The following is a 26,466-nucleotide window of genomic DNA, read 5'->3' as shown; positions in this document are numbered from 1 at the left end:
TTTTCAGTCATGGCTCTTGAGTTGTCACCCGGTCCGCGCGGCCAGGGGCCGCAGCGGGTCTCGTCCGGAGAGGAGGGGGCGGCACAGAGGACGGGGCCGGGAACGGGGGACACGCGGGTAGCGGTCGGAGGACGGACGGCGCGAGAAAACACGGTCACTCGAGCCTGACGCCTCTGCCCCCAGCCCGACATCACAGCAGCAAGGGGGAATGGGCAGCATGAGACATATCGCAATTATCACTGCTGCCGTGGTCATGTTCGCGATGGTCGCCCCCGCGTTTGCGCAGCCGTTCGCCGATGTGCCTACGAACCACTGGGCATACGACGCGATCGCTGAGCTCGCGGCGAAGGGGCTCGTCGAGGGCTATCCCGACGGGACGTTCAAGGGTGACCGCGCCATGACGCGGTACGAAATGGCGATGGTGGTGGCCCGGTTACTGGCGCGGATCGAGAGCATTCAGATTCCGGCACCGGCGCCGGCGCCACAGGTGACCCGGGCGGATCTGGAAGCGCTGCAGCGGCTGATCAACGAGTTTCGGGCCGAACTGGCGGCGCTGGGCGTACGGGTGACGGCGATCGAAGAAGAGCTGAACGCGATCAAGGCCCGGCTGGACAACGTGAAGATCACGGGCCGGTGGCGGTTCCGGTATGACGGCGGCCCGTCCGGTTCCGGGGCGAGCCTGAACGGGAGCCAGAACACGTTCTCGACGGACAGCGGGACGTCACCGACGGTGTTCCGCGCCCGGATGGGCGGCAAGTTGATGTTTGACGGGAGCGTAGCGCCCGACGTGCACGCGATCCTGGGGCTGGAGCTGTCGACCGGCCTGACGAGCACGCCGTCCACGTTTAACGGGGCGGGGTATGCGTCGGGCGGCGCGGGTGGTGCGGGCGCCGGGTGTAACGGCGGCACGCCGTGCTACCAGTTTGCGAACATCGCGGAGTTCTATTTCGACTGGAACCATGCGTGGGGCTGGCCGCTGCGGATTCAGCTGGGGCGGATGGGCGGCATCCTGAACGGGTTTGGGATGCTGCCGCTGCAGTTCGGCCCGCACGGGCTGCTGGTGAACACGACGTCTGACACGTACGGCGCCTCGAACGGCAACAGCGGGACGGCGATCTGGGACGGGTTGCGGCTGTCCGGCAACGTCCCGGCGTGGGCGGACTTCACGTGGCAGGCGGCGGTATGGCGCGTCCTGGGTCCGACCGGCGGCAGCACCTACTTCCTGGGCGAGGATGCCTACGGGGTGGATGCCAACATCCGGATCATTCCGGGCCTGCGCGTCGGTGGGTACTACGTAGCGAACAACATCAACGCGGCGTCGCCGACGTTCCCGACGAACGCGACGAGCGCGCTGTGGCACGTGTACGGCAACCCGAACACGCCGCTCACCAACCCGCCGACGGCCAAGTGTCCGGCGGTGGCGAACGGCACGCTGCAGTCCCAATCGGGCGGCGGCACCAGCCAGGGCGGTATCGAGTGTCATGCGCTCGGCTCGGGCGGCGGCGGGTACGCCACCTGGGACGTCGTGCCGGGGATCCATCTTGACGCTGAGATCGCCGGGTGGAACGACGGGACGGGCGGCATCACGGACAGCGCGTACTACGTCGACGCCGTGTTTGACCTCGGCGCAATGACGGGGATCGGGCACAAGCTCGCGGTCACGCTCGCGTACGAGAACGCGGGCGTCAACTTCTATGCCCCGTACCAGAGCGACGTCGACTACGACATCAGCGGCACGGTCGGCCCGGGCAACGCCCAGATCTTCACCGGCGATGTCTCGTTTGACATCACGGATCAGTGGGGCTTCCTGGGTGCGTACGTGACCGGCAACAACATTTCCAACGGGATGGGGATCACCGAGTGGCGGGTCGGGGTGGTGTACCGGTTCGCGCCCGGGGCCTCGCTCTACACCCGCGTGGAGAACCAGCGGATCAACGGGATTTCGCAGTACACGTTGTACCGGTCGGAGATTAACTACAACTTCTAAATCTCCGGATCCGCGCACCGCTCCGTGGTGGCCTCCCGGACAACCGGGGGGCCACCCGGTTTTCTCCGGGGAGACCACGCGAACGGGTCGTGCGGGGCGGGCGTTCGAGCGCGGTTGGGTCGTCCTTGCATCACATTTCCGGTCGCTATACCATGAGCGTAGAAAGAGCCGCGCGAAACGGTGATTGCGCGTGGATCGAAGGAGTGATTCTGTGACCGAAGATCGTCCGCGGATCGGCATCGTCGGTGCCACCCGCACGGAGTTCGAACAGAAGGCCTTTCAGGCGTACGTCGAAGCGGTCGAGAACGCCGGCGGGACGCCGGTGCCGATTCAGCCGGGCGCCGGGCAGGACGCGCTGGATCGCGTGGACGGCCTTGTGCTCACGGGCGGGCTCGACATCGATCCCAGGGAGTACGGTCAGGATATCGACCCCGCGATGTCCGTGGAAGTGGACGCCCAGCGCGACGCGCTGGAGCTGCCGCTCGTGCGCGAAGCCGTGCGGCGCGACCTGCCGGTGCTCGCGGTCTGCCGCGGCATCCAGGTGCTCAACGTCGCGCTCGGCGGGACGCTCGTCCAGGACCTCGATGTCGAACGCACCGGCCGGCAGGCCTGGAGTCATCAGCAGCGTAAATCGCGGCCCGACGCCGCGCTCGACGCGACCGTGCACGAGGTCGAGGTCGCCCCGGACAGCCGGCTCCGGGAGATCGCCGGCGGCGACCGGCTCGGGGTCAACACGTTCCACCACCAGGCGATCGCGCAGGTGGCGCCCGGGCTGGTGGTGACGGCCAAGGCGATCGAGCCCGGCACGCCGGAGCTGATCGAGGCGGTGGAGGCGCCGGGCTGCCGCTGGGTGCTCGGCGTCCAATGGCACCCCGAGCGGATGTGGCGCACCGGGCCGGCGCACCGGCGTCTGTTCGTCGAGCTCGTCCGGGCGGCCCGAGGCGTCCGTGTGCCCGCCCCGGAAAGTCGCGGAACTGGTGCGGCTTCCCGGGGCCGCCGCGCCTTATGACGGGGTTGGTGCCGAGTCGTGATGCCATTGTTCCGCTCGCCGTCGTCGAGCGCGGCGGACGGGTGGAGTCCGTCCACCGCGGCGCCGTGGTGGTCGCGGACCGCGACGGACACGTGCGCTACGCCGCGGGCGATCCGGCGCTGCCGCTGTACCTGCGATCCGCCTGCAAACCCCTGCAGGCGCTGCCGCTCGTCGAGGGCGGCGGCGTGGAAAAGTTCGAGCTGACCGGGCCGGAGCTCGCCGTGATCTGCGCATCGCACGCCGCGGAGCCGGTGCACCTCGACGCGGTGCGGTCGATCCTGTCGAAGATCGGGCTCGATTCCTCGGCGCTGCGGTGCGGCCCGCACGTGCCGCACGATCCCGCGACGGCGGCCGCGCTCGCCCGCGCCGGCCGCGCGCCCGAAGCGATCCACAGCAACTGTTCCGGGAAGCACTCCGGGATGCTGGCGTCGTGCCGGCTCTACGGCTGGCCGACGGAGACGTACCTCGAGCCCACCCATCCGCTGCAGCGCCGGATCGCGACGATCATCGCGGAGTTCTGCTCAAATGGCGACCCGCTGCCGCAGGCGACGGACGGGTGCGGCGTTCCGACATTTCATGCCACCGTCGGGCAGCTCGCGCAGGCCTTCGGCCGCCTCGCGGACCCGGCCGGCCTCCCGCCCCCCCGCGCCGCCGCGGTGCGCCGCATCGGGGACGCGATAGCCGCCCACCCCGTGATGGTGTCGGGGACCGGCCGGCTGGCGACCTCGTTGATGGAGGTCATGGGGGACCGGCTTTTCTGCAAAGGCGGGGCGGAGGGCGGTTTTGGGATCGCCCTGCGCAGCCGGGGGCTCGGGATCGCCGTCAAAATCGAAGACGGGAACGCGCGGGCGATGGGCCCCATCCTCGTCGAGGTGCTGCGGCAGCTCGGCGCCGCGGGGCCCGCCGAGACCCAGGCGCTCGCGGTCCACGCCCAGCCCAAGGTGCTCAACACCCGCGGGGACGTCGTCGGCGCGATCCGGCCGCTCGTTCAACTCCACGACGCGTAGCGGCCCCGACACCGTTACGGCCGCTTTCGGCCCGATTAAAGGAAGTCTCGGCGCACGGCACGTAGTGCAAACACGCGCCGCGTCGCGTTACGCCCGCGCGATACCACAGGGGGGGAGCGCATGAAGGTTTTCATTTCCGCGGACATGGAGGGTACGGCCGGCATTACCGACGCCGAGCAAACCCGCGAGGGCCGCCCGGATTACAACCGGTTCCGGCGGCTCATGACCGAAGAAGTCAACGCGGCGATTCTCGGCGCGCTCGAGTCCGGGGCGAAGGAGATCGTGGTGAACGATTCGCACGCCACGATGCGCAATCTTCTCATCGAAGAGCTCCACCCGCAGGCGCAGCTGGTGAGCGGGAGTCCGAAGCCCTACAGCATGATGCAGGGCATCGACGCCTCGTTCGACGCCGTCTTCTTCACCGGCTACCACGCCGCCGCCGGCACGCAGGATGCGGTTCTCGACCACACCTACAGCGGCGCGTGCGTCCGGCAGGTCAAGCTCGGCAACCTGGTCGTCGGGGAGGCGGGTCTCAACGCCGCGCTGGCCGGCCACTTCAAAGTCCCCGTCGCCCTCGTCACCGGCGACGGCACCGCCGTGCAGCAGGTCAAGAGGCTCATCCCGCACGTCGAGGCCGTCGCGGTCAAGGAAGCGATCGGGCGGGTCGCGGCGCGCTCGTACCAGCCGGTCGAAGCCCGGCGGCGCATCAAGGAGGGGGCGGCCAAGGCGCTCAAGCGCGCGCGCGACCTCAAGCCGTTTGTGGTGGCGAGGCCCATCAACCTCGAGATCGATTGGATGTACACGTCGATGGCCGACCGCTGCACGCTGATTCCCGGCGTGACGCGCCTCAACGCGCGGGCGACGGCCTTCAAGGCCAAGGACGCCGAGCAGGCGTTCACGGTCACGGTGGCCTGCCTGACCATGGCGCGCTCGTTGATCTAGGGACAGGACCCCTTCCAGTAGCGTAGAACAGCACGGCATGAACGTCTCCGTGCGCCGTCGTGCCGTGCGGGCGGGCGCCCGCCTCCTCGCGGCGCTGCTGCTCGCGGCGCCGGTCGCCTTCGCCGCGTCCGCGCTCGGGTCCGGTACCGCCGCGTTCGGGGCCGTCCCCGCGCAGCCGCCGGCGGCACCCGCGGGTTCCTCGGGCGCGGCGCGGGTCGTCGACGTCGTCCAGCTCAACGGGATTATCGGCCCGGCGACGGCGCGCTACGTTCTCCGCGGGCTGCGCCAGGCATCGTCGGACGGCGCGGAGGCCCTCATCATCGAGTTGGACACGCCGGGCGGCCTCTTGACGTCGATGGACCAGATCGCCAAGGCGCTCCTGGCATCGCCGACGCCCACGATCGTCTACGTCTGGCCGAGCGGCGCGCGCGCGGCGTCGGCCGGCGTGTTCGTCACGTATGCCGCGAACGTCGCCGCGATGGCCCCGACGACGCACCTCGGGGCGGCGCATCCCGTCAACGTCGCCCCGGGCGGCGGGACCACCGCCGAGGACAAGACCATGATCGCCAAGGTGACGAACGACGCGGTCGCGGAAATCCGCGGCTTCGCGGCCCGGCGCGGCCGCAACCCCGACTGGGCGGAGCGGGCGGTTCGCGAGAGCGTCTCCATCACCGAGGAGGAGGCCCTGCGCCTCCACGTCATCGACCTCATCGCCGACAGCCCGCAGGCGCTGCTGGCCGCGGTCGACGGCCGCAAGGTCCTGACCCCGGGCGGTGCCCGGGTTCTCCACACGCGCGGCGCCCGCCTCGTCGAGAACCCGATGGACGCGACCGAGCGGTTTCTGCTCGTGCTGAGCGACCCGAACATCGGGTTCGTGCTGATGACGATGGCGATCTACGGCATCATCTTCGAATTGAGCAACCCCGGGTCGGTCTTCCCGGGCGTGATCGGCGGGCTCGCGCTCATCCTCGCGCTCGCGTCCTTCGCCGTGATCGAGGTGAACCTCGCGGGCCTGCTGCTCATCGGGTTTGCGCTCATCCTGTTCATCGCCGACATCAAGGTGCCGAGCCACGGGATCCTCACGGCCGGCGGGCTCGCCGCGTTCGTTTTCGGCTCGCTGCTGCTCACGGAGCGGCAGGCGCCCTTTCTCCGCATCTCGATCACGCTGATTCTCACCATGGCCGCGCTGACCGCGGCATTCTTCGCGTTCGCCGTCGGCGCCGGCATCCGCGCGCAGGCCCAGAAGGTCTATACGGGCCGGGAGGCGCTCCTCGGCGCGATCGGCGTAACCCGCAGCGACCTCGGGCCGTCCGGGACGGTGTTCGTCGACGGCGAGCTGTGGAGCGCGGAGTCGGAGAACGGCGCGATCCCGGCAGGTCAGCGCGTCCGCGTCGTCCAGGTTCGGGGCCTGCACCTCGTCGTGCGCAAAGAGGAGGAGGCGAAATGACGGCGTTCCTCGCCCCGGTGATCGTGGCGGTCATCCTCGTCGGGTTGTCGCTGCTCGGGTCGATCGTCAAGATCGCGCGCGAGTACGAGCGCGGGGTCATATTCCGTCTCGGCCGGCTGATCGGAGCGCGCGGCCCCGGCGTGATCATCCTCATTCCGATCGTCGACCGCATGATCAAGATCGACCTGCGCGTCGTGACGCTCGACATCCCCCGCCAGGAGATGATGACGCGCGACAACGTGCCGGTGACGGTCGACGCGGTCGTATACTTCCGGATCGTCAATCCCGAAGACGCGATCGTCAAGGTGGAGAACTTCAGCCGCGCCACGTATCTCGTCGCGCAGACGACGCTGCGGAGCACCCTCGGGCAGCACGAGCTCGACGAGCTGCTGTCCCAGCGCGACAAGATCAACCAGCAGCTCCAGCGCATAATCGACGAAACCACCGAGCCGTGGGGCATCAAGGTGACCCTCGTTGAGGTCCGCGACGTCGTCCTGCCCGAGAGCATGAAGCGCTCGATGGCGAGGCAGGCCGAGGTCGAGCGCGAACGGCGCGCCAAGATCATCAACGCCGAGGGCGAGTATCAGGCGGCGGAAAAGCTGGTGCAGGCCGCGGCCCGGATTGCCGAGCAGCCGGTGGCCCTCCAGCTGCGGTATCTGCAGGCCCTCGCGGAAGTCGCTTCCGAGCAGAACTCGACGATAGTCTTTCCGATCCCGATCGACCTCATCACGCCGTTCGTGAAGCGGCTGGGCGGGGGCGACGGCGCGAAGGGCGTCGGCTAAGCGCGCCCGGCCGGGTCATCCCGTGTCCGGCGACGGCGGTGCATCCCGCCGCCTCGTCCCCGAAGGGGGCGAGACGGGCGCCGGCTCCCTCGTAGTCCACACGGGCAGCCCGGAGGAGACCCGCGCGCTCGGCGAGACGCTCGGCCGGGTGCTTCGCGCGCGCGATGCGCGCGGCGCCGTCGTCGCGCTCACGGGGCCGCTCGGCGCCGGCAAGACCTGCTTCGTGCAGGGCCTCGCCCGCGGCCTCGGCACGGGCGGGTACGTACGGAGCCCGACCTTCATCCTGGTCCACCACTATCCCGGCCCGCTGCCCCTTTATCACGTCGACCTGTACCGCATCGGCCCATCCGACCTGGACGCCCTCGGACTCGAGGAAATAATGGAAGGTGACGGGGTCACGGCGATCGAGTGGGCCGCCGCCCCGGCACTGCCCGCCGATCACGTGTCCGTCGAGTTCGCGTTCGGGGCGGACGAGAACGCGCGAACGCTGCGGATCGGCGCCGCCGGCGAGCGGTCACGCCGCATCCTGGACGAGCTCCGGCCGTGCGCGTCCTCGCGATAGAGACCGCGACGGCGGTCGCCGGCGTCGCGCTCCTCGACCAGAGCGGCGTGCTCGCCTCGCGCACGGTCCGCGCGCCGATGCGCCACCTCGAATGGCTCGCCGCGGCGATCGACGGGATGCTCGGCGACTCGGGTGTCCGCCCCGATGGGGTGGAGGCCGTGGCGGTCGGGCGCGGGCCCGGCGGTTTCACCGGCCTGCGGATCGGGATCGCCACGGCGGCGGCGTGGGCCCGCGCGCGGCGCGTGCCGGTGCTCGGAATCGATACGCTCGAGACGCTCGCCGTCTCCGCCGCCGGGGCGGGCATCGTGCTGCCGGTCCTGGACGCGTATCGCGGCGAGGTGGCCGCGGCGCTCTACCGCGTGGGGGAGGGGGCCGAGCCGGTCTGCCTGGTGCCCGCCGTGGTCGCCGCGCCCGACGCCGTGATCGCGGAGATGCGGCCCGCACTCGAAGCGCAGCGCGCCGCGCACCGGCCGCTCGTGCTCGCGGGTGACGGCCTCGTGCGGCACGGCGGAGCGCTGCTCTCGGCGCTCGCCGGCGCGGGGATCCGGCAGGTGGTCGAACGGCCGGACGCCTATCCGAGCGCCGAGGCGGCGGGGCGGCTCGCGTGGCCGCGTCTCGCGCGCGGCGCCCGCGACGACGCGGCGGGGCTGCTGCCGGTGTACGGCCGGCGTCCGGCGGTGCGTGCGTGGCAGGAAACCTCAACACCGCCGGGAACCGAGGGGTGACCATGGTGATCGCGAACGAACGAATTTCCATCGGGCCGATGCGCGAGGAAGATATTCCGCGCGTCCTCGAGATCGAGCAGGCGTCGTTTCCGTCGCCGTGGCCGCGCGACGCCTATCTCCGCGAGCTGCGGGACAACCGTCTCGCGTGCTACCTCGTGGCCCGCGAAACAGACGCGGTCGTCGGCTACACGGGGATGTGGATCATCCTCGACGAGGCGCACGTGACGACGATTGCGGTGGCGCCGGAGTGCCGGCGGCGCCGGATCGGCGAGCGCCTGCTGGTCGCCTTGATCGCCGAGTCGATGCGGCGCGGAGCGCGGTGGATCACGCTCGAGGTGCGCCGGACCAACGGCGGCGCCCAGGCGCTGTACCGGAAGTACGGGTTCAAAGACATCGGCGTCCGCAAGGGCTACTACAGCGACAACCGCGAGGACGCGATCGTCATGTGGACCGGCAACGTCTACGAGCCGGCGTTTCAGGAGCGCTACGAGCGGAATCGCACCACCCTCGAAGGAAGCGAAAGCGGTAGTGCATCCGGCGCGTGATCGCGCGCCGTCGATCGTGCGCATCCTCGGCATCGAGACCTCGTGTGATGAAACCGCCGCGGCGGTGCTGGAGTGGTCCCCGTCTGCGCGGCCCAGCGGCCCCGCGCAGTCGGGGGGCGGTGCGGCCGGCGCCCTCCGATCGAACGTGGTGGCCTCTCAGGTCGACCTGCACGCGCGGTACGGCGGCGTCGTGCCGGAACTGGCGTCGCGGCGGCATCTCGAGCGGCTCGGCCCGGTGATCGACGAGGCGCTCGACCGCGCCGGGACTGAGTTCGAGGCCGTGGACGCCATCGCGGTGACCTGCGGTCCCGGGCTGGTGGGGGCGCTGACCGTGGGGGTGGCCGCGGCGAAAAGCTTCGCGCTGGCGCTCGGCCGTCCGCTCATCGGCGTGAACCACGTCGAGGGCCACATCTACGCGAATTTTCTCGAGCACCCGGATCTCGCGCTGCCGGCCGTGGTCCTCATCGTGTCCGGCGCGCACACCGATCTGCTCCTCATGCGCGATCACGGCGTCTACGAGATGCTCGGCCGCACGCGCGACGACGCGGCCGGCGAGGCCTTCGACAAAGCGGCCCGCGCGCTTGGACTCGGCTACCCCGGCGGGCCCGCGATCCAGGACGCCGCCGGAGGCGGCCGCGAGGACGGGGTGACCCTGCCGCTGCCGTTTCCCGACGAGACGACCCTCGATTTTTCGTTCAGCGGGCTCAAGACGGCGGTGCTGCGGGCCGCCGCTCGCCCCGCGCCAGACGGGGTCGAGCGGCGGCGCGGGTCGACGGCCGGCATCGCCGCGGCGTTCCAAGACGTCGTGACGCGCGTGCTGGTGGACAAGACGATGCGCGCCGCCCGCCGGCGGGGGGCGCGGACGATCATCGTCGCCGGCGGCGTCGCGGCCAACGTGCTGCTGCGCAGCCGCATGACGGAGGCGGCCGGCGATCTGGGGGTGCCGCTGCGGATTCCGCCGCTCGCGCTCTGCACGGACAACGCCGCGATGATCGCCGTGGCCGGGGCGTACCGGCTGAGCCGGGGTGAGCGCTCGAGCCTGCGTCTCGGCGCCTACGCCGATCTCGACATCACGGCGCCGCTGCCGGAGACGCAGGCCGGAGCGTGATCCTCACGAACGCGGCGGCGCGGCTCGGGCGCGCCGCGTGATCGCCGACTCGGAGGAACGAAATGGGAGACCATGCGGGAACCGGACCCGGCGGCGGCCGCGGACCGTTTCTGCTGGCGGGCGCCGAACTGATCACGTTCAAAGTCCGCGGTCCGGCGTACTCACTCTTCGAGAACGTGACGCGGGCGGGATACGGCGGACCGCCGCCCCACCGGCACCTGCGCCAGGACGAAGGCTTCTACGTCCTCGAAGGACGGTTCAGCTTTCAGGTGGACGGCCGCACGCTCCCCGCGCCGCCCGGCACGTTCGTCAACGTTCCGAAGGGCAGTCTCCACACGTTTCGCACCGAGGGAACCGGAGTGGGCCGCCTCCTGGTGGTTGTGGCGCCGCCCGGCGACTTCGAAAGCTTCGTGGAAGAGGCGGGCGATGGGGTCGCGATGACGGTGCCGCCCGAGCTTCCGGCGGGGCCGCCTTCCGCCGAGACGCTCCGGCGTATTCTCTCCGCCGCCGCGCGACATCGCTTGGACATCGCATCGCCGCCTAAACCTGAAAAATAGAGCAAAACGTCGATATTCGACGATCCTGAGAGAATTGAAGCCCGTAATGCCACTTTTCCGGCCGATTCAGTATTGCCGGAGTGAGCGTCCTTTGCCTATATTTTGAGTGGTTAGCACTCATCCGAACCGAGTGCTAAGGCCATCGAAAACCTCCAGGGAGGGAGAGAACCACATGAATCTCAAGCCGCTTGGGGATCGCATTGTCGTCAAAGTTGTCGAGGAGCTCGAGCGCACCAAGAGCGGGATCGTGCTGCCCGACACCGCCAAGGAAAAGCCGCAGGAGGCCGGGGTCGTGGCCGTCGGACCCGGCAGCCGCAACGAGAAGGGCGACCGCGTCCCGATGGAGGTCAAAGTCGGCGACCGCGTCGTCTTCCAGAAGTACTCCGGCACCGAGTTCAAGATGGACGACGAGGAGTACTTGATCCTGCGCGAGAGTGACGTGCTGGCGGTCGTGACCAAGGAGAAAGCGAAGGCCCGCGCGTAGCCGCGCGCCAAGGGGGAGCCTATGCCATCGAAGATGCTGCTCTACAACGAAGAGGCGCGGCGGGCGCTGGAGCGCGGCGTGAACCGGCTCGCCGACATCGTCAAGATCACGCTCGGCCCGAAGGGCCGCAACGTGGTGCTTGAAAAGAAGTACGGCTCGCCGACGATCACGCATGACGGCGTGACGGTGGCGAAGGAGATCGAGCTCAGCGATCCCTTCGAGAACGCCGGCGCGCAGCTTGTACGCGAGGTCGCCACGAAGACGAACGACGTCGCCGGCGACGGGACGACGACGGCGACCGTGCTGGCCCAGGCGATCGTGCGCGAAGGCCTCAGGAACGTCGCCGCCGGCTCGAACCCGATGGCGCTCAAGCGCGGCATCGACCGGGCCGTGGACACGGCGATCGAGGAGCTGAAGCGGATCGCCAAGCCGGTGGAGACGAAGGCGGCGATCGCCCAGGTCGCGAGCATCTCCGCGCACGACGAGACGATCGGCCAGCTGATCGCCGACGCGATGGAGAAGGTCGGCAAGGACGGCGTCATCACGGTCGAGGAGTCGAAGGGCATCGAGACGACCGTGGAGACCGTGGAAGGCATGCAGTTCGACAAGGGCTACATCTCGCCGTACATGGTCACCGACGCGGAGAAGATGGAAGCCGTGCTCGAGGACCCCTACATCCTCATCACCGACAAGAAGATCAGCGCGGTCAAGGATCTCCTGCCGGTGCTCGAGCGGATCGTACAGGTCAACCGACCGCTCGTCGTCCTCGCGGAAGACGTGGACGGCGAGGCCCTCGCCACGCTCGTCGTCAACAAGCTCCGCGGCACGCTGCAGGCCGTCGCGGTCAAGGCGCCCGCGTTCGGCGACCGGCGCAAGGCGATGTTGCAGGACATCGCGATCCTGACCGGCGGCCAGGTCATCACGGACGAGCTGGGCTTGAAGCTCGAGTCGGTCGAGATCGGGCAGCTCGGCCGGGCGCGCCAGATCAAGATCGGCAAGGAAGAGACCATCATCGTCGGCGGCGCCGGCAAGCAGGCCGACATCCAGAAGCGCATCGGCGAACTGCGTCGTCAGATCGAGGAGACCGAGAGCGACTACGACCGGGAGAAGCTGCAGGAGCGGCTCGGCAAGATGGTCGGCGGCGTCGGGGTAATCAAGGTCGGCGCGGCGAGCGAGACCGAGCTCAAGGAGAAGAAGCACCGCGTCGAGGACGCGCTGTCCACGGCGCGCGCGGCGGTCGAGGAGGGCATCGTGCCCGGCGGCGGTACCGCGCTGCTCGGCGCGATCGGGGCGCTGGAGAAGCTCGAGCGGGACGGCGACGAGTCGATCGGCGTCGACATCGTACGCCGCGCGATCGAAGAACCCCTGCGGCAGCTGGCGCGCAACGGCGGCTACGAGGGCTCGATCGTCGTCGAGAAGGTCAAGGGCCAGAAGGCGGGCTTCGGCTTCAATGTGCTGACCGGCCAGTACACCGACATGTTCAAGGCCGGCATCGTGGATCCGTGCAAGGTGACGCGGTCGGCGCTTCAGAACGCGGCGAGCGTCGCGTCGATGGTGCTCACGACCGAGGTGGTGGTGGTGGAGAAGCCGGAGGAAGAGTCGGCCACGCCGGCGATGCCGCCGACCCCGCCGATGTAGCGGAGAACAATAGATCTAGGATCCGGTGCGGACCCCGTCTCTATCTTGGCGGGGTCCGCATCTCTTTATACTTCGCCATCTGCCTGAAGAGGATGAGCCTCTCTAGAGACCTCATAAATCAGGTTAAGCACCTCGACCACTTCTGGATCGATCAATTCTCGGGGTACCAGTCGTGCAAGTATGTGGTAGTCAGTCTTGCGCATAATGTTTGGCAGGCCAAGCTCCGCATAGAACCTTTCGAAAAGCCGATCCAAGAATTCATCACTAGCTTTGGTTTCTGACCACCACGGATCCGAGCGGTCTCGAAGTGCGATCGGCGGGACCAAGTCTCTAATGCATCGATCCATAGCATCTCGCCGTCTTTCAACCTCAGGCGCCGCAAAGAGCGACCCGGCAGACGTCTCAATGGCTGACGCTTCGGCGTGGGCCATCAGAGTTTCTGGTTGGCACAGATAGTTCTCGATCTCGCGTTTGCGCCACATGCGCTCTCTAAGCGCTTGTTCAACCTGAAGAGCAATGTCGGTTCGATCATAAATGCCAACACCTACTAAGTCGCGTTTAGCCTCTTTCAATCCGTAAAAGTGGCCTCGCGCGGCCGCTACATGATTTTGAACGTAATGAACAAAGGGTCGCTTCAAAGTCTCTGTGACGGGATGAGTTAGGGTCTCCGCGAAGCCCCGAAGTATCGCGAGGTCTGTTGCTCCTTCAAGATAGAGCACGACCCCAGTCTGCTCAGCCTCGTAGTACTGTTCGAAGCCTATTTCTCGCAACGATTTGAGTACCTGACTGCCGCGATCATCAATCCGATGTGGTCTACCGACAAACGCGATAACCACGTCTCTGTCGGCCGCTTCGTTGAGGACGACCTCGGAGTGGCTGGCGGCGATTATTTGACTATCCTGTTCTTTTGCTGTGTCTGTTAGTAGTTGGTAGATTTGACGCTGGCGCAAGATCTCTAGATGAGCATCTGGTTCATCCAGTAGCAGCGCCGACTTGGGGTTAACGAACATGTACGAGAGTAGTAGCAGGGTCTGTTGAAGCCCTCGCCCCGACGACGACAGATCCAGACGCACGCCGGTCGGGCTACGGTAGGTCATCGTAACCTCGCCCCGTTCTTTCACATACTCCGGCGCATCGAGCCTCACTCCGAATAGCTCTCTTATACGCTCACTCAGACGCGTCCAGCCCTCAGGTCCGTTGTTCGTATAGACTTGATAGCATAGGTTTCTGAGGACCTCGGCCGTTCTTCCCTCTCCCAGCCTCACGTTGACTGCGCCCGGATCGAGCCGTGTTTCGTTTGCAGCCAATCCAGACATTGGCGGAAGAAAGCTTACTCGAACACTCGACGCTTCCTCGGGTACGGCCATCCGTTCTGGATTCTTCGTTTCAGAGAGCCGCAGCGGTCTGCAATAAAAAGATTCTGGGTTAGCGTAGTCAAACTCGAAACCACACTCCCATGGTTTACCGAGCGTAATCCCCTTTACGATAATGTCCATTCTTATGTTGTCGGTATGGGGTTTCCCGTCGACGGTGCGTACATCTCGGACGTGCAGATCGCGCCAGAGTAGGTTGGCGTCGGGAACTGGCACCGATACGAGGTCCCTTCGGTTAATGGTTACACCGGGGCGCTTTTCGGGCGTTTCTCGTCCTGCGCGTTTCTCAGTCCATACTTGTAGCCCGATGTACCATAGGGCCAACGCTTGCAATGCCGTCGTCTTCCCGGAATCATTCGGTCCTATAAAGACCACCGGGTTGCCAAGTTCAATTTCTGCATCCCGGAAGCGCTTGAAGTTACGGATTGTTAATTGAGTTAGCATCTGTCCTCCGAGGAGGAAAGGTCACCCATCTATACCTATGATACGATGCGGAGCTCACCGTTGCGCTACTTTGCGGTCCATGCTTGATAGATTACGCCGGCGTCGCACCGATCAGTCGGGCCCTGGTCTCCGCGAGCGCGGTCCTGAGCGTCTCCACGAACCGCACGCGCACCGCCTGTACCGCCTGCCCGACGGCCGCCTGGATCGCGTGGCGGTCGGAGGCGCCGTGGGCCATGACCACGTTGCCGCGCACGCCGAGCAGCGGCAGGCTGCCGTGCAGGTCGATCGGGTTCGTCAGCTCGATGAGCCGGTTCGTCAGGGCCTCGAGGCGCTGCGCCGGGAGGTCGGCGGCCAGTTCGCGCCCCAGCCACGCCGCGATCTCGCGCCCCAGTCCTTCGATGCTCTTCAGCACCGCGTTGCCGATGAAGCCGTCGCAGACGACGACGTTCGCCTTGCCGGCCACGAACTGGTGGCCCTCGACCAGGCCGGCGAAGTTCAGTCCGCTCCGCGCCAGGAGGCGCGCCGCCTCCTTGACCACGCGGTTGCCTTTGCCCGGCTCGCGGCCGTTGCTGAGCAGCGCGACCGTCGGGTTCGGAATCCGCTCGAAGACCCGCATGTACGTCGTGCCGATCACGGCGAACTCCACGAGATGCTGGGCTTCGCAGTCCAGCGTCGGGCCGAGGTCGATCAGGAAGGTCTCGGGGTGCAGGCCGACGATCGAGCGGCCGACGCACGCCCGCCGCACGCCCTCGAGCATCCCCAGCTCGCGCACCGCGGCCAGCAGCGTCGGCCCGGTGCTCGCGGCGCTGACCGCGGCGTCGGCGCGTCCTTCGCGGACCTGCCGCATCGTGATCGTCATCGAGGCGTTCGGCAGCGAGCGGAGCGAGGCGAGGGGCGGGGCGCCTTCCGGCACCGCCGGGCCGCTCGGCACGATCTCGACCGTGCCGGGACCGTCGGGCGCGTCCGCCGTGCCCGGTGGGAGCAGCGGCCGGACCGCCTCGGGCACGCCCACCAGCAGCACGTGCAGGCCGAGCCCCCGCGCCGCGAGCAGCGCGCCGGCCACGGTCTCCGCCGGCGCGCGATCGCCGCCCATGCAATCGACGGCGATGCGCAGCGTCTCGGCGGACCCGCCGGCCGGCCCCGTATCCGCGGCGGTCATACCATTGTCAGGCCGCCGGAGACGCTCAGCACCTGCCCCGTGATGTAGCGGGAGGCGTCGGTACAGAAGAAGGCCACCGCCTCGGCGATCTCGTCGGGCTGGGCGACCCGCCGCATTGGAATCAGGCGGATCATCCGCTCGATCCGCCCCGCCTGCGCCGGATCGCCGCGGTTCTCCGCGAGGACCTCGGTCTCGGTCGGGCCCGGCGACACACAGTTCACACGGACCCCGCGCGAGGCGGCCTCGCGCGCGAGCGAGCGGGTGAACGCGATCACGCCGCCCTTCGCCGCCGCGTACACCGTCTCGCCCGCGGTCCCCACGCGACCCGCGTCGCTCGCCACGTTCACGATGGCGCCGCCGCCGTGCCCGGCCATCCACTCGAGCGCGGCGCGCGAGCAGAAGATCGTGCTCCAGAGGTTGCTGTCCACGACCCGCCGCCAGTACGCCTCGGTCTCCTCCAGAAACGGCGACGTGAGCGTCCACCCGGCGTTGTTGACGAGAATCTCCACGCCGCCCAGCGCGCGCTCGACGGTCTCGATCGCCTGTCGGCACGCGGCCGAGGTGGTGAGATCGGCCGGGACGGCCAAGCCGCGCACACCGTGCTGTTCGAGTTCGCGGGCGACGGTCTCGAGCTGGCTCTGGGTGCGCGCGATCACGGCGACGTCGGCGCCGAGCTGGGCGAGCCGCAGCGCGGTCGCGCGGCCGATGCCGCGGCCCCCGCCTGTGACCGCCGCGCGGCGGCCGCTCAGGGTCCTGTGCTGTTCCGGCACTACGCTAATGGCGCCGCCGGGGCCACGCCGCGTGCAGGGTCTGACGCTCCCGCTCGTAGATCGCCGCGAACTTCTCCGCCGCGTCGGGGCCGGCGAGGGCCTCGAGCTTGCGCACCTCGAGCGGGTCGCCGGCGCGGATGATGCGGACTTCCTCTTCCGACGGCGGCTCGGTCGTGCGCACGCCGGCGGGTATCTGGATCGGGAACCCCGTCTGCTCGCGGACGCGCTCGGGGGTCACCCCGTGATGGAGCGATTGCACGACCATGCGACCGCTCTCAGGATCCCAGCCGAACACCCCGAGGTCGGTGACGAGGCACGTCGGCGCGCCGTGGGCGCCAAGGTATTTGCGCCGCTCCTCGGTCCAGCCGGCGCCGCTGACGAAGTCGACCTTGGCGACGACGCTCCGCGGCGTGTGCTGGGTGAGGTAGTAGAGGCCCTGCGACAGGTGGCTCGTGTCCTCCGGAATCCCGCGGGACCCGACCAGCGCGACCTTCGGCTTCTCCCAGGGCCCGATCGCGGAGATGTTGACGCTGCCCTGCTCGTCGATCTGCGCCGGATTGATCCAGATCCGGAACCGGTCGGAGAAGATGTTGTCGAAGATCTCCTCCATCGTGAGCGGAATCGCGCGCTGGTTGTCGGTTAGGAACTGTCCGAGCGTCAGCGTGGGGAGCGCCGCGACGTCCATGCCGGACTCCGGCGTGGAGAGCACCGCGAGCTCCGGCGCGTGGGTGCTGCGCGCCAGATGCGCGGCCAGCGCGCCAAACGCCGTCACCGAGCTCACGAGGACTTCGCCCCGCAGCTCCCGCGCCATGCACGTGATGATCAGTTCGTCGATCGTATGCTGCGACATCGTCGGCCTCCTACACGCGCAGGCGCTCGCCGAGCATGTGCTCGCCGCCGAGCCGCTTCGCGTACTCACGGTCGTCGACGAACACGTACTTCTCGAGGTACTCGTGCCACGACGACCGGTCCCGCGCCGCGGCGAGGTACTCGCGCACGTGGTTGAGGTCCGCGCGATAGTCCGGCGCGCAGCCCGTGAAGTGGGCGCCCCACCGCGACTCCACCACGCCGGTCACGACGGTGCGGAAGATGTGCACGTCCCGGCCGTAGGTCTGCAGCCGCTCCGGGAGCAGGATCTGCTCCGCGGACAGAAACGTCTGTGAGGCGGCCTTCGCGCACAGCGCGTCCATGTGGCCGTCGCCGAGGACGACCCCGTTGCCCTGCGGGTCGGCGAGGTTGACGTGGAGCAGGGCGACGTCGGGACGCAGCGCCGGCACGGCGACGAGGGTCTCGCCGTTGAACGGATCCTGGAACAGCTTGAAGGCGTGGTTCACTTTGAGGAGGTCGGTCCCAAGCGCCGAGCGCGTCGGCAGGAACGGCACGCGCTTGATCGTCGCGTCGAGGCCGGCCATGATCGTGAACTCCGACCACTCCTGGAACCGGACCGAGCCGTCCTGGCGCGCGCGGCGGAAGTGCGGGGCGAGCCCCATCACCTCGAAGCCGACGAAGGCGTAGATCACCTCCGTGACCTTGCCGGTGCCGATGAGCAGGTCCACTTCCGGCCCGCCGACGTTCACGATCAGGCGCAGGTCCTTGCGGTCGCTGCGCGCGAGCGCGCGCACGAGCGCCATCGGCTTGCGCGACAGGGACGAGCCCCCGATCGCGACGCGGGCCCCGTCGGGAATGCGCGCGACGACTTCGTCGCTGGTGAGAACTTTGCTCATGTCTGTGCTCCTCCGCGGCGGAACTGTTCGAACGGCGCCGCGACCAGTCCGAGGCCGCCGTCGACCACGATGGTCTGTCCGGTGATGAACCGCGCCGCGGGGCTGCACAGGAACACGACCGCGGCCGCGACGTCCTCCGGCGCGCCCATCCGGCCGGCCGGCGTGAACTCGGAGACCAGCCGGTCGAACTCGGCGTAGCGGTCGCCGCCGTAGAACCGCGCCGAATCGGTCGCGATCACCCCGGGGCTCACGCAGTTGGCGGTGATCCCGCGGCCGGCGAGTTCGTAGGCGAGGTACCGCGTCCAGGTCTCCATCGCGCTCTTCGCCGAGGCCAGGATCGCATAGTTGGGCAGGGCCTCGACCGTCCCCTGCCCGCCGATGGTGACGATCGCGCCCGCGCGCCCCGCCATCAGCGGCACCGCGCGCTGCGCGCACAGCGCGAGCGACCGGACGATCAGGTCGAAGGTGCGCTGGAGATGGTGCGGCTTCGCGTCGAGCGTGGATTTGAACGCGGTCGCCGCGTGGTTGGCGACGAACGCGTCGAGGACCCCAAAGCGCTCCGCGGTCTCGTCGAAGAGGCGGGTGATGTCCTCGGGCTTCTCGAGGTCGGCGGCGATCGCCGCGGCGCGCCGTCCCCGGGACTCGACCGCGGCCGCGACCGCCTCCGCCGCCTCGCGGCTGCGGTTGAAGTGCACGACGACGTCGGCGCCGGCGTCCGCGAAGAGCAGCGCCGTGGCGCGCCCGATCCCGCGTCCGGCGCCGGTGACGAGCGCGACCTTTCCTTCAACGAGGCCCCTGAACACCGCCGTCTCCCCCAATCCGCACGCGCCGGTGGGCTGCCGATCCCCCGCCCGATTGGGTTTGTACGCCTGCGCGCCGCGATCCTACCGAGGCGCGGGCGCCCGCACCGCCACCACACAGTTCTGCCCGCCGAAGCCGAAGGCGTTCGCGACGGCGAGCCGCACCGGCGCACGGCGCGCGGTGAGGGGCACGTAGTCGAGGTCGCACGCGGGATCCGGGTGTTCGAGGTTGATCGTGGGCGGCACCATGCCGTCGCGGATCGCGAGCACGCCGGTCATCGCCGCGAGCGCGCCGGCCGCGCCGATGAGGTGTCCGACCATGCTCTTCGGCGCGGTGACCGGGATGGCCCGGGCGCGGGCGCCGAGCGCAGACTTGATCGCCAGCGTCTCGGCGACGTCGTTGAGCGGGGTTCCGGTGCCGTGGGCCACAACGAGATCCACGTCGCCCGGCCGCGCGCCCGCGTCCCGCAGGCAGAGGCGGATCGCGGCGGCGGCCATCGTCCCGTCCGGATGCGGCGCGGTCTCGTGATGCGCGTCGCTCGTCAGCGCGGCGCCGGCCAGTTCCGCGTAGATGCGGGCTTCGCGCGCGCGCGCGATGTCCTCGCGCTCCACGACGAACACGACGGCGCCTTCGCCGAAGACGAAGCCGTCCCGGTCGCGGTCGAACGGCCGGCTGGCCTGCTGCGGCGCGTCGTTGCGGCGGCTGAGCGCGCCGACCGAGCACAGCGCCGCCCACACCGTCGGCGTGATCGCCGCTTCGGTGCCGCCGGCGAGGACGCAGTCCGCGTCGCCGTCCATGATCCAGCGGCGGGCTTCCATCAGCGCGATTGTGCCGGCCGCGCACGCGCCGACCGAGGTGGTCGACGGGCCGCGCGTGCCGAAGCGAATCGTGACGGCGGACGCAGCCATGTTGCCGATGAGCATCGGCAGCAGCAACGGCCTGACGCGATCCGGCCGCCCGCCGTAGAGATGGGCCGCCTCCGCGTCGATCATGTCGATGCCGCCGAGGGCGGTCGCGATCGCGACGCCGATCCGATCGCGGTTCTCGGGGATCACGTCGAGCCGCGCGTCGAGCAGCGCCTCGTGCGAGGCGGCGACGGCGAGCTGCGCGAACCGCGCGGTCCGGCGCGCCTGCTTCCGGCTCATCACCGCGATGGGGTCGAACCCCGAGACCTCCGCGGCGATGCGGACGGGGTAGGGAGACGCGTCGAAGCGGGTGACCGGCCCGACACCGCTCCGGCCGGCCAGGAGCCCGGCCCAGGTCTCTGGCGCCGAGAGGCCGACCGGGGTCAGTGCCCCGATTCCCGTGATGACGGGCTTGATCACGAACCCTCCGGTCGGATTGCGCTTCATCTTTCGCCCGTACAGTACTGGTTTCCTGGGCTTCCGGTAGTCGCCGCGGTCAAAACACGAACATTCTGAACCCACTTGGCATATTCTTCCGGATGTGATACATTGATAGCGAACCCAATCGCCGTTTTCTTCGCAGCATTGGCCAAAAAACACGAACATTCCAACTCGCCGCACCGTGATGCGCGGCGGTGGAGCGGTGCGATGTCCGTCCTCGTCGTCGGGTCCGGTGGCAGGGAGCACGCGCTCGCGTGGGCCCTCGCACAGGAAGACCGGACGACCACACCGTTCTGTGCTCCCGGCAATCCCGGCATCGCCTCCGTCGCGACCTGCATCCCGTGTTCGCCGCTCGATTTCGACACGCTGGCCGGCGAAGCCACCCGGCGCGGGATCGCCCTCACGATCGTCGGCCCCGAGGCGCCGCTCGCCGCGGGATTCGTCGATGCCTTTGCCGTCCGCGGGCTTCGCGCGTTCGGCCCGACGCGCGACGCGGCGGCGATCGAGTCCAGCAAGATCTTCATGAAATCCCTCTGCCGCCGCTACGAGATCCCTACCGCTGAAGCGCGCACGTTCGATGATGTCGTTCCCGCGCTCGAGTACGTGCGGCGCGCGGGCCGGCCCCTCGTCATCAAGGCGGACGGACTCGCCGCGGGCAAGGGCGTCGTGATGGCCCGGTCGGCGGACGAGGCGGCGGCCGCGGTCGAGGAGATGATGACCGGGCGCCGGTTTGGCGACGCGGGCGCGCGCGTCGTGGTGGAGGAGTGGCTGGAGGGGCGCGAGGTCAGCGTCTTCGGCCTGAGCGACGGCGTCCACGTGGTGCCGCTGCTGCCCGCGCGCGATTACAAGCGTCTCCTCGACGGCGATCGCGGTCCCAACACCGGCAGCATGGGCGGATACGCGCCGGCCGACTCTTGGGCCTGCGGCGCGAGCCAGAGCGCGCCAGCAACCATGTCATCAAAACCCGAGCCGGCCGTCGATGACGCGATGCTGGGCCGGATCACCGACGAGATCCTCGAGCCGGCGATCTGGGCGATGGCCCAGGAGGGGCGGCCGTACCGCGGGGTGCTCTTCGCCGGGCTGATGCTCACGGCGGCGGGGCCGCGCGTGCTCGAGTTCAACGCTCGCTTCGGCGATCCGGAGGCGCAGCTGCTGATGCCGCTGCTGGCGTCGGGCCTGCGGGACGCCGCGGAGGCTGCGCTCGCGGGACGCGTCGACCGATGGGCGCCGCGCTGGCGCCCGGGCTATACGCTGTGCGTGACGCTGTGCGCCTCCGGGTACCCCGAACGGCCGCGGAGCGGCATGCCGATCGACGGGATCGAGGCCGCGCAGGCGCTGCCCGGCGTGCTCGTGTTCCACGCGGGCACCGCGATGCGGGACGGCCGGCTCGTCGTGTCCGGCGGCCGCGTGCTCAACGTCGTTGCGATGGGACAGACGCTCGAGGACGCCCGCGACCGCGCCTACCGCGCCGCCGCGCTCATCAACTTCGAGGGCAAGACGCTTCGCCGGGACATCGGATCGGACGAGATCGTCCCGCATGACGTCGCGCATGATGTCCGTGAGGTGACGCAGGCATGACGAGAGCGGCCACGGGACCGCGTGTGTTGATCGTGATGGGGAGCGACTCGGATCTGCCGGTGATGCAGGAGGCCGGCCGCGTGCTCACCGAGTTCGGCGTGCTGTTCGAGATGACGGTGGCGTCCGCGCACCGCTCGCCCGAGCGCGCCGCGACGTACGCGCGCGAGGCCGAGGGCCGGGGCGTCGGGGTCATCATCGCCGGCGCCGGCGGCGCCGCGCATCTTGCGGGCGCCGTGGCCGCGTACACCGCGCTGCCGGTGATCGGCGTGCCGCTCGCGGGGTCCGCGGTGAACGGGCTCGACGCGCTGCTCGCGACCGTGCAGATGCCGGCCGGCGTGCCCGTCGCGACGGTCGCGATCGGCGGAGCCCGCAACGCCGGACTGCTGGCCGTGCAGATTCTCGCGACGGCCGACGCGGGGCTGCGCGAGCGCTACCACGCCTACAAGGACCGCCTCGCCCGCGAGGTCGAGGAGAAGGCCGCGCGGATTGCCGCGGCGGTGCCGGGAAGCGTCGGGATGGCGCCCCCTGCCGGCGACGCGGCGCGATCGGAGAAGCGCTGAGATGCCGGTGACCGCGATCGTCGGCGCGCAGTGGGGCGACGAGGGCAAGGGCAAGGTCGTCGATACCCTCGCCAACCACGCCGAGGTGGTCATCCGCTACAACGGCGGCAACAACGCCGGCCACACGATCCAGAACCAGCACGGGACGTTCCGGCTGCACCTGCTGCCGTCCGGCATCTTTCATCCGGCCGCGCAGTGCGTGATCGGCCCCGGCGTCGTCGTGAACGCCGACGTGCTGCTCTCCGAGATCGCGGAGGTCGAGCGCGTGGGGGTCGCCACCGTCGGGCGGCTGTGGCTCGACGAGCGGGCGCACCTCGTGCTGCCGCACCACATCGTCACGGACGAGCTCGAGGAGGCGGCGCGAGGCGGCCGGCCGCACGGGACGACCAAGCAGGGGATCTGGCCGGTGTACAGCGACAAGGCCGCGCGGATCGGCATCCGGCTGGGCGATCTCGCCGAGGAGGCGCATCTCGCGGAGCAGCTGCAGTTCATCGCCGCGCGGAAGAGCGCGCTGCTGCGCGGCGTCTACGGCCACGAGGCGATCGAGCCCGGTACCTTGATCGCGGCGTGCGCGCGGTGGGCCGCGCGCCTCAAGCCCTACATCACGAACACCCATCCGCTCGTGCAGGAAGCGCTGCGCGCGAACCGCGTCGTGCTGCTCGAGGGCCAGCTCGGGGTGATGCGCGATCTCGACTGGGGGCTCTACCCGTTTGTGACCTCGTCCACCACGCTGCCGGGCGGCGCGAGCGCGGGGGCCGGGATTCCGCCGGCGCGGATCACACGCGTGCTCGGCGTCGCCAAGGCCTACACGACCGCGGTGGGCGCCGGTCCGATGCCGACCGAGCTCGCCGACGAGACCGGCGACCGGATGCGGGAGCTGGGTCAGGAATACGGCGCGACGACGCGCCGGCCCCGGCGGTGCGGCTGGTTCGACGGGGTGGCGGCGCGGTTCGCCGCGGAGGTCGCGGGGTTCACGCACCTCGCCGTGATGAAGCTCGACATCTTCGACACGTTCGAGACGGTCCGGCTCGGCGTCGCGTACCGCCTCGGCGACCGGACGCTCCATACGGTGCCCCACACCGCGTTGATGGCGAAGGCGGAGCCGGTGTACGAGGACCTGCCCGGCTGGCGCTGCCCGACGCACGGCGCGCGCCGGCTCACCGACCTGCCCGTCGAAGCGCGTACGTTTCTGCGCCGGATCGAGGAAATCGTCGGGGTGCCGATCGCGATGATCGGCGTGGGGCCCGAGCGATCGGACGTCATCTTCGGCCTGGAGGGCTTTCAGTGATTCCGCGCTACACCTCGCCCGAGATGGCCGCGCTGTGGAGCCCGGAGACGAAGTTCGCGACGTGGCTCGAGATCGAATTGCTCGCCGCGGAGGCGCAGGCGCGGCTCGGGGAGATCCCGGCCGACGTGCCCGCGCGCCTGCGGGTCCGGGCCCACGTGCCGAGCGTCGCGCGGATCGACGAGATGGAGGAGAAGATCACCCGGCACGACGTGGTGGCATTTCTACGCGTGGTCGGCGAGACGGTCGGAGACGACGCGCGGTACCTGCACCGCGGGCTCGGGTCCTCGGACGTCGTCGATACGGCGCTCTCGGCGCTGATGGTCCGCGCCGCCGATCTGATTACGGGAGCCCTCGCGCGGCTGCATCAGGCGCTCGCCGTGCTGGCGCGCACCCACAAGCGCACCGTGATGGCCGGCCGGACCCACGGCATTCAGGCGGAGCCGATCACGTTCGGGCTCAAGGTCGCGCTGTGGTACACGGACATCGGCCGCGCGCTCGATCGGATCCGCCGGGCGCGCGAGGTGATCGCCGTCGGCAAGCTGTCCGGCGAGGTCGGGACGTTCGCGCACACCCCGCCGTCGGTGGAGGCGTACGTCTGCGAGCACCTGGGGCTGCGCGCCGCGCCGATCTCTTCGCAGGTGCTGCAGCGGAACCGCCACGCCGAGTACCTCGCGCAGTTGGCCGTCGTCGCCGGGACGATCGAGAAGATCGCGACGGAGATCCGCACACTGCAGCGCACCGAGATCCGCGAAGTCGAGGAGCCGTTCCGCTCGGGGCAGACCGGATCGTCGGCGATGCCGCACAAGCGCAATCCCGTGACCTGCGAACAGATCGCGGGGCTCGCGCGCGTCGTCCGGGGCGGCGCGGTGTCGGCGTTCGAGGACATCGCGCTCTGGGGCGAGCGTGACATCACGCACTCGTCCGTGGAGCGCGTGATCGTGCCGGACGCGACCACCGTCGTCGAGTACATGACGCGCAAGCTCACGGGGGTCATCGAGGGACTCCGGGTCTACCCCGACCACATGCGCGCGAACATGGAGCGTACGGGCGGGCTCGTTTTCTCCCACCGCGTGCTGCTCGCGCTGCTCGGCAAGGGGCTCGGCCGCGACGCGGCCTACAAGATCGTGCAGACCGCGGCGATGCAGGCCTGGGACGGCGGCGGCAACTTCCGCGATCTCATCCGCGCCTCGGGCGCGCTCTCGGACGCGGAGCTCGCGGCCTGCTTCGATCCGGCGCCGGCCCTCGGCCACATCGACGAGATTTTCGTCCGCGCGGGACTGGAGCCGGGACCGCCCGGCCTGTCCTCGCCGGGGGATGCGGGATCCGCGGCGCCACCACTCGATCGAGTCGAAGGAGGCAGGCGGCATGGATAGCACGGCACGCGGCGGGGTCCGGCCGGCGGCAGTGACGGAGACGAATCTCGATCTCCCCCTCGTCGGCCGCGGCAAGGTGCGCGACATCTACGAGGCGGGGCCGCGCCTCTTGATCGTGGCAACGGACCGTCTGTCGGCGTTCGACTGCGTGCTGCCGACCGGAATCCCGGACCGCGGCCGCGTGCTCACCGGTCTCTCGGCCTTCTGGTTCGAGCGGCTCCGCGGGGTCGTCCCCAACCACTACATCACGATGGATCCGGAGGCGTTCCCGCCCGCGGCGCGCTCACAGCGCGAGATTCTGGCCGGGCGCGCGATGCTGGTGGAGCGCTGCCGGCGGATCGACTTCGAGTGCGTCGTCCGCGGCTACCTCGCCGGCTCGGCGTGGAAGGAGTACCGCGAGACGGGACGCGCGTGCGGGTTCGCGCTGCCGGCGGGCCTCACGCAGGGCAGCCGGCTGCCCCAGCCGATCTTCACCCCGGCGACCAAGAACGACCAGGGCCACGACGAGAACATTACGGGCGCCGAGATGGCGACCCGGCTCGGTCCCTTGCTCGCGGGGCGGCTCGAGGCGGCAAGCATCGCGCTGTACCGCGAAGCCGCGGCCGTCGCGGAGGCGGCGGGCTTCATTCTCGTCGATACCAAATTCGAGTTCGGCCTCCGTGGCGAGGAGATCGTGCTGATCGACGAGGCCGTCACGCCGGATTCGTCGCGGTTCTGGGACGCCCGCACGTACGCGGTCTCGGGATCGACCGAGAGCTACGACAAGCAGGTCGTGCGCGACTACCTGGAGAGCACGGGCTGGAACAAGCAGCCGCCGGCGCCGGCGCTCCCGGACGAGGTCGTCGACGCGGCGCGCGGCCGCTACCTCGACGTCTACCGGCGCATCACCGGCCGCGCGCTGGAGGAACGCCGATGACGGCCGGCGCATCGGCGGCGACCCCGTCCGCGCGGCCGTCCCGCCCCGCGGCGCCGGGGGGCGAAACCGCGGCGCGGCTCCGGACCGTCCGCGTGACGGTGCAGTTGAAGCCGGGCGTGCTCGACGCGCAAGGCCAGGCGATCAAGAAAGGTCTGGACGCGCTCGGCTACGCCGGGGTCGCGGCGCTGCGCGCGGGCCGCTACTACGAGATCGAGATGCCGGACGCGCCGGATCTGGAGGCGCGCATCCGGGCGATGTGCGAAGGCCTCTTGGCGAATCCGCTGATCGAAGATTTCCGGTACGACGTCGAGTGAGGAGGC

At 69.5% G+C, this 26,466-nt stretch carries 26 protein-coding genes; 19 read left to right on the top strand and 7 right to left on the bottom strand.

What is annotated here, in order from left to right:
- The first annotated feature begins 217 nt into the window (after positions 1-217).
- The 13 genes from VKT83_00305 (at position 218) to groL (ending at position 12,814) form a co-directional block, all read left to right on the top strand.
- A complete protein-coding gene (locus tag VKT83_00305) occupies positions 218-1,987 on the top strand; it encodes an S-layer homology domain-containing protein (protein ID HLY20888.1) in 1,770 nt (589 codons plus the stop codon).
- Positions 1,988-2,198: 211 nt separating this feature from the next.
- On the top strand, positions 2,199-2,996 hold the full coding sequence (locus tag VKT83_00300; protein ID HLY20887.1) for a gamma-glutamyl-gamma-aminobutyrate hydrolase family protein: 798 nt from the start codon (positions 2,199-2,201) through the stop codon (positions 2,994-2,996).
- A gap of 8 nt (positions 2,997-3,004) precedes the next feature.
- The gene (locus VKT83_00295; GenBank protein ID HLY20886.1) at positions 3,005-4,024 is read left to right on the top strand and encodes an asparaginase; all 1,020 of its coding nucleotides are present in this window, start codon (positions 3,005-3,007) and stop codon (positions 4,022-4,024) included.
- Between the two features lie 120 nt (positions 4,025-4,144).
- Positions 4,145-4,966: a M55 family metallopeptidase gene (locus tag VKT83_00290; protein ID HLY20885.1), complete on the top strand. Its 822-nt coding sequence runs from the start codon at positions 4,145-4,147 to the stop codon at positions 4,964-4,966.
- A gap of 37 nt (positions 4,967-5,003) precedes the next feature.
- Positions 5,004-6,413 (top strand): nodulation protein NfeD, encoded by a 1,410-nt coding sequence (locus tag VKT83_00285; protein ID HLY20884.1) that lies wholly within the window; start codon positions 5,004-5,006, stop codon positions 6,411-6,413.
- The gene (locus VKT83_00280; protein HLY20883.1) at positions 6,410-7,195 is read left to right on the top strand and encodes an SPFH domain-containing protein; all 786 of its coding nucleotides are present in this window, start codon (positions 6,410-6,412) and stop codon (positions 7,193-7,195) included. Before VKT83_00285 ends, VKT83_00280 begins: the two co-directional genes overlap by 4 nt.
- 22 nt (positions 7,196-7,217) lie before the next feature.
- Entirely contained in the window at positions 7,218-7,757 is a 540-nt protein-coding gene (gene tsaE, locus VKT83_00275) for a tRNA (adenosine(37)-N6)-threonylcarbamoyltransferase complex ATPase subunit type 1 TsaE (GenBank protein HLY20882.1), read from the top strand.
- Entirely contained in the window at positions 7,739-8,482 is a 744-nt protein-coding gene (tsaB, locus tag VKT83_00270) for a tRNA (adenosine(37)-N6)-threonylcarbamoyltransferase complex dimerization subunit type 1 TsaB (GenBank protein HLY20881.1), read from the top strand. Before tsaE ends, tsaB begins: the two co-directional genes overlap by 19 nt.
- Positions 8,483-8,484: 2 nt before the next feature.
- Positions 8,485-9,027, top strand: coding sequence for a ribosomal protein S18-alanine N-acetyltransferase (gene rimI, locus VKT83_00265; protein HLY20880.1), 543 nt, complete (start codon positions 8,485-8,487; stop codon positions 9,025-9,027).
- Positions 9,011-10,135: a tRNA (adenosine(37)-N6)-threonylcarbamoyltransferase complex transferase subunit TsaD gene (gene tsaD / locus VKT83_00260; GenBank protein ID HLY20879.1), complete on the top strand. Its 1,125-nt coding sequence runs from the start codon at positions 9,011-9,013 to the stop codon at positions 10,133-10,135. The genes rimI and tsaD overlap by 17 nt, the downstream gene beginning before the upstream one ends.
- Before the next feature lie 62 nt (positions 10,136-10,197).
- Positions 10,198-10,692 (top strand): cupin domain-containing protein, encoded by a 495-nt coding sequence (locus VKT83_00255; protein HLY20878.1) that lies wholly within the window; start codon positions 10,198-10,200, stop codon positions 10,690-10,692.
- Between the two features lie 172 nt (positions 10,693-10,864).
- Positions 10,865-11,176 carry a co-chaperone GroES gene (gene groES / locus VKT83_00250; protein ID HLY20877.1) on the top strand — a complete coding sequence of 104 codons (312 nt, stop codon included), beginning with the start codon at positions 10,865-10,867 and terminating at the stop codon, positions 11,174-11,176.
- 21 nt (positions 11,177-11,197) lie between these two features.
- Positions 11,198-12,814: a chaperonin GroEL gene (groL, locus tag VKT83_00245; protein ID HLY20876.1), complete on the top strand. Its 1,617-nt coding sequence runs from the start codon at positions 11,198-11,200 to the stop codon at positions 12,812-12,814.
- Between the two features lie 65 nt (positions 12,815-12,879).
- Here the strand turns inward: groL and VKT83_00240 are convergent, their stop codons facing one another.
- The 7 genes from VKT83_00240 to fabF all read right to left on the bottom strand — a co-directional run bounded on the left by VKT83_00240 (position 12,880) and on the right by fabF (position 20,410).
- Positions 12,880-14,631 (bottom strand): AAA family ATPase, encoded by a 1,752-nt coding sequence (locus VKT83_00240; protein ID HLY20875.1) that lies wholly within the window; start codon positions 14,629-14,631, stop codon positions 12,880-12,882.
- Positions 14,632-14,722: 91 nt separating this feature from the next.
- Positions 14,723-15,790 carry a phosphate--acyl-ACP acyltransferase gene (locus tag VKT83_00235; GenBank protein HLY20874.1) on the bottom strand — a complete coding sequence of 356 codons (1,068 nt, stop codon included), beginning with the start codon at positions 15,788-15,790 and terminating at the stop codon, positions 14,723-14,725.
- Complete coding sequence (locus VKT83_00230) at positions 15,787-16,560, bottom strand: 3-oxoacyl-ACP reductase family protein (GenBank protein ID HLY20873.1); 774 nt, start codon at positions 16,558-16,560, stop codon at positions 15,787-15,789. Before VKT83_00230 ends, VKT83_00235 begins: the two co-directional genes overlap by 4 nt.
- A 4-nt stretch (positions 16,561-16,564) precedes the next feature.
- The gene (locus tag VKT83_00225) at positions 16,565-17,410 is read right to left on the bottom strand and encodes a CoA-transferase (protein ID HLY20872.1); all 846 of its coding nucleotides are present in this window, start codon (positions 17,408-17,410) and stop codon (positions 16,565-16,567) included.
- 10 nt (positions 17,411-17,420) lie between these two features.
- A complete protein-coding gene (locus VKT83_00220) occupies positions 17,421-18,284 on the bottom strand; it encodes a CoA-transferase (protein ID HLY20871.1) in 864 nt (287 codons plus the stop codon).
- Positions 18,281-19,087 (bottom strand): SDR family oxidoreductase, encoded by an 807-nt coding sequence (locus tag VKT83_00215; GenBank protein ID HLY20870.1) that lies wholly within the window; start codon positions 19,085-19,087, stop codon positions 18,281-18,283. The genes VKT83_00220 and VKT83_00215 overlap by 4 nt, the downstream gene beginning before the upstream one ends.
- Positions 19,088-19,168: 81 nt before the next feature.
- Positions 19,169-20,410 (bottom strand): beta-ketoacyl-ACP synthase II, encoded by a 1,242-nt coding sequence (gene fabF / locus VKT83_00210; GenBank protein HLY20869.1) that lies wholly within the window; start codon positions 20,408-20,410, stop codon positions 19,169-19,171.
- A gap of 228 nt (positions 20,411-20,638) precedes the next feature.
- Here fabF and purD point away from each other — a divergent pair, with 228 nt between their 5' ends.
- From purD to purS, 6 genes are read left to right on the top strand one after another with little or no spacing between them, the layout of a single operon-like run.
- On the top strand, positions 20,639-22,009 hold the full coding sequence (gene purD, locus VKT83_00205; protein HLY20868.1) for a phosphoribosylamine--glycine ligase: 1,371 nt from the start codon (positions 20,639-20,641) through the stop codon (positions 22,007-22,009).
- Entirely contained in the window at positions 22,006-22,569 is a 564-nt protein-coding gene (gene purE, locus VKT83_00200; protein ID HLY20867.1) for a 5-(carboxyamino)imidazole ribonucleotide mutase, read from the top strand. Before purD ends, purE begins: the two co-directional genes overlap by 4 nt.
- Before the next feature lies 1 nt (position 22,570).
- The gene (locus VKT83_00195) at positions 22,571-23,857 is read left to right on the top strand and encodes an adenylosuccinate synthase (GenBank protein HLY20866.1); all 1,287 of its coding nucleotides are present in this window, start codon (positions 22,571-22,573) and stop codon (positions 23,855-23,857) included.
- Positions 23,854-25,230, top strand: a complete 1,377-nt coding sequence (gene purB, locus VKT83_00190; protein HLY20865.1) for an adenylosuccinate lyase — start codon at positions 23,854-23,856, stop codon at positions 25,228-25,230. The genes VKT83_00195 and purB overlap by 4 nt, the downstream gene beginning before the upstream one ends.
- Positions 25,223-26,146 carry a phosphoribosylaminoimidazolesuccinocarboxamide synthase gene (locus VKT83_00185; GenBank protein HLY20864.1) on the top strand — a complete coding sequence of 308 codons (924 nt, stop codon included), beginning with the start codon at positions 25,223-25,225 and terminating at the stop codon, positions 26,144-26,146. The genes purB and VKT83_00185 overlap by 8 nt, the downstream gene beginning before the upstream one ends.
- Positions 26,143-26,460 (top strand): phosphoribosylformylglycinamidine synthase subunit PurS, encoded by a 318-nt coding sequence (gene purS / locus VKT83_00180; GenBank protein HLY20863.1) that lies wholly within the window; start codon positions 26,143-26,145, stop codon positions 26,458-26,460. Before VKT83_00185 ends, purS begins: the two co-directional genes overlap by 4 nt.
- The last annotated feature ends 6 nt before the right edge of the window (positions 26,461-26,466 follow it).

It is taken from the genome of bacterium (assembly GCA_035308905.1).
Lineage (GTDB): Bacteria > Sysuimicrobiota > Sysuimicrobiia > Sysuimicrobiales > Segetimicrobiaceae > DASSJF01.
The sequence above is the reverse complement of the archived record's forward strand: the minus strand, read 5'-3'. Positions and strand labels throughout refer to the sequence as shown.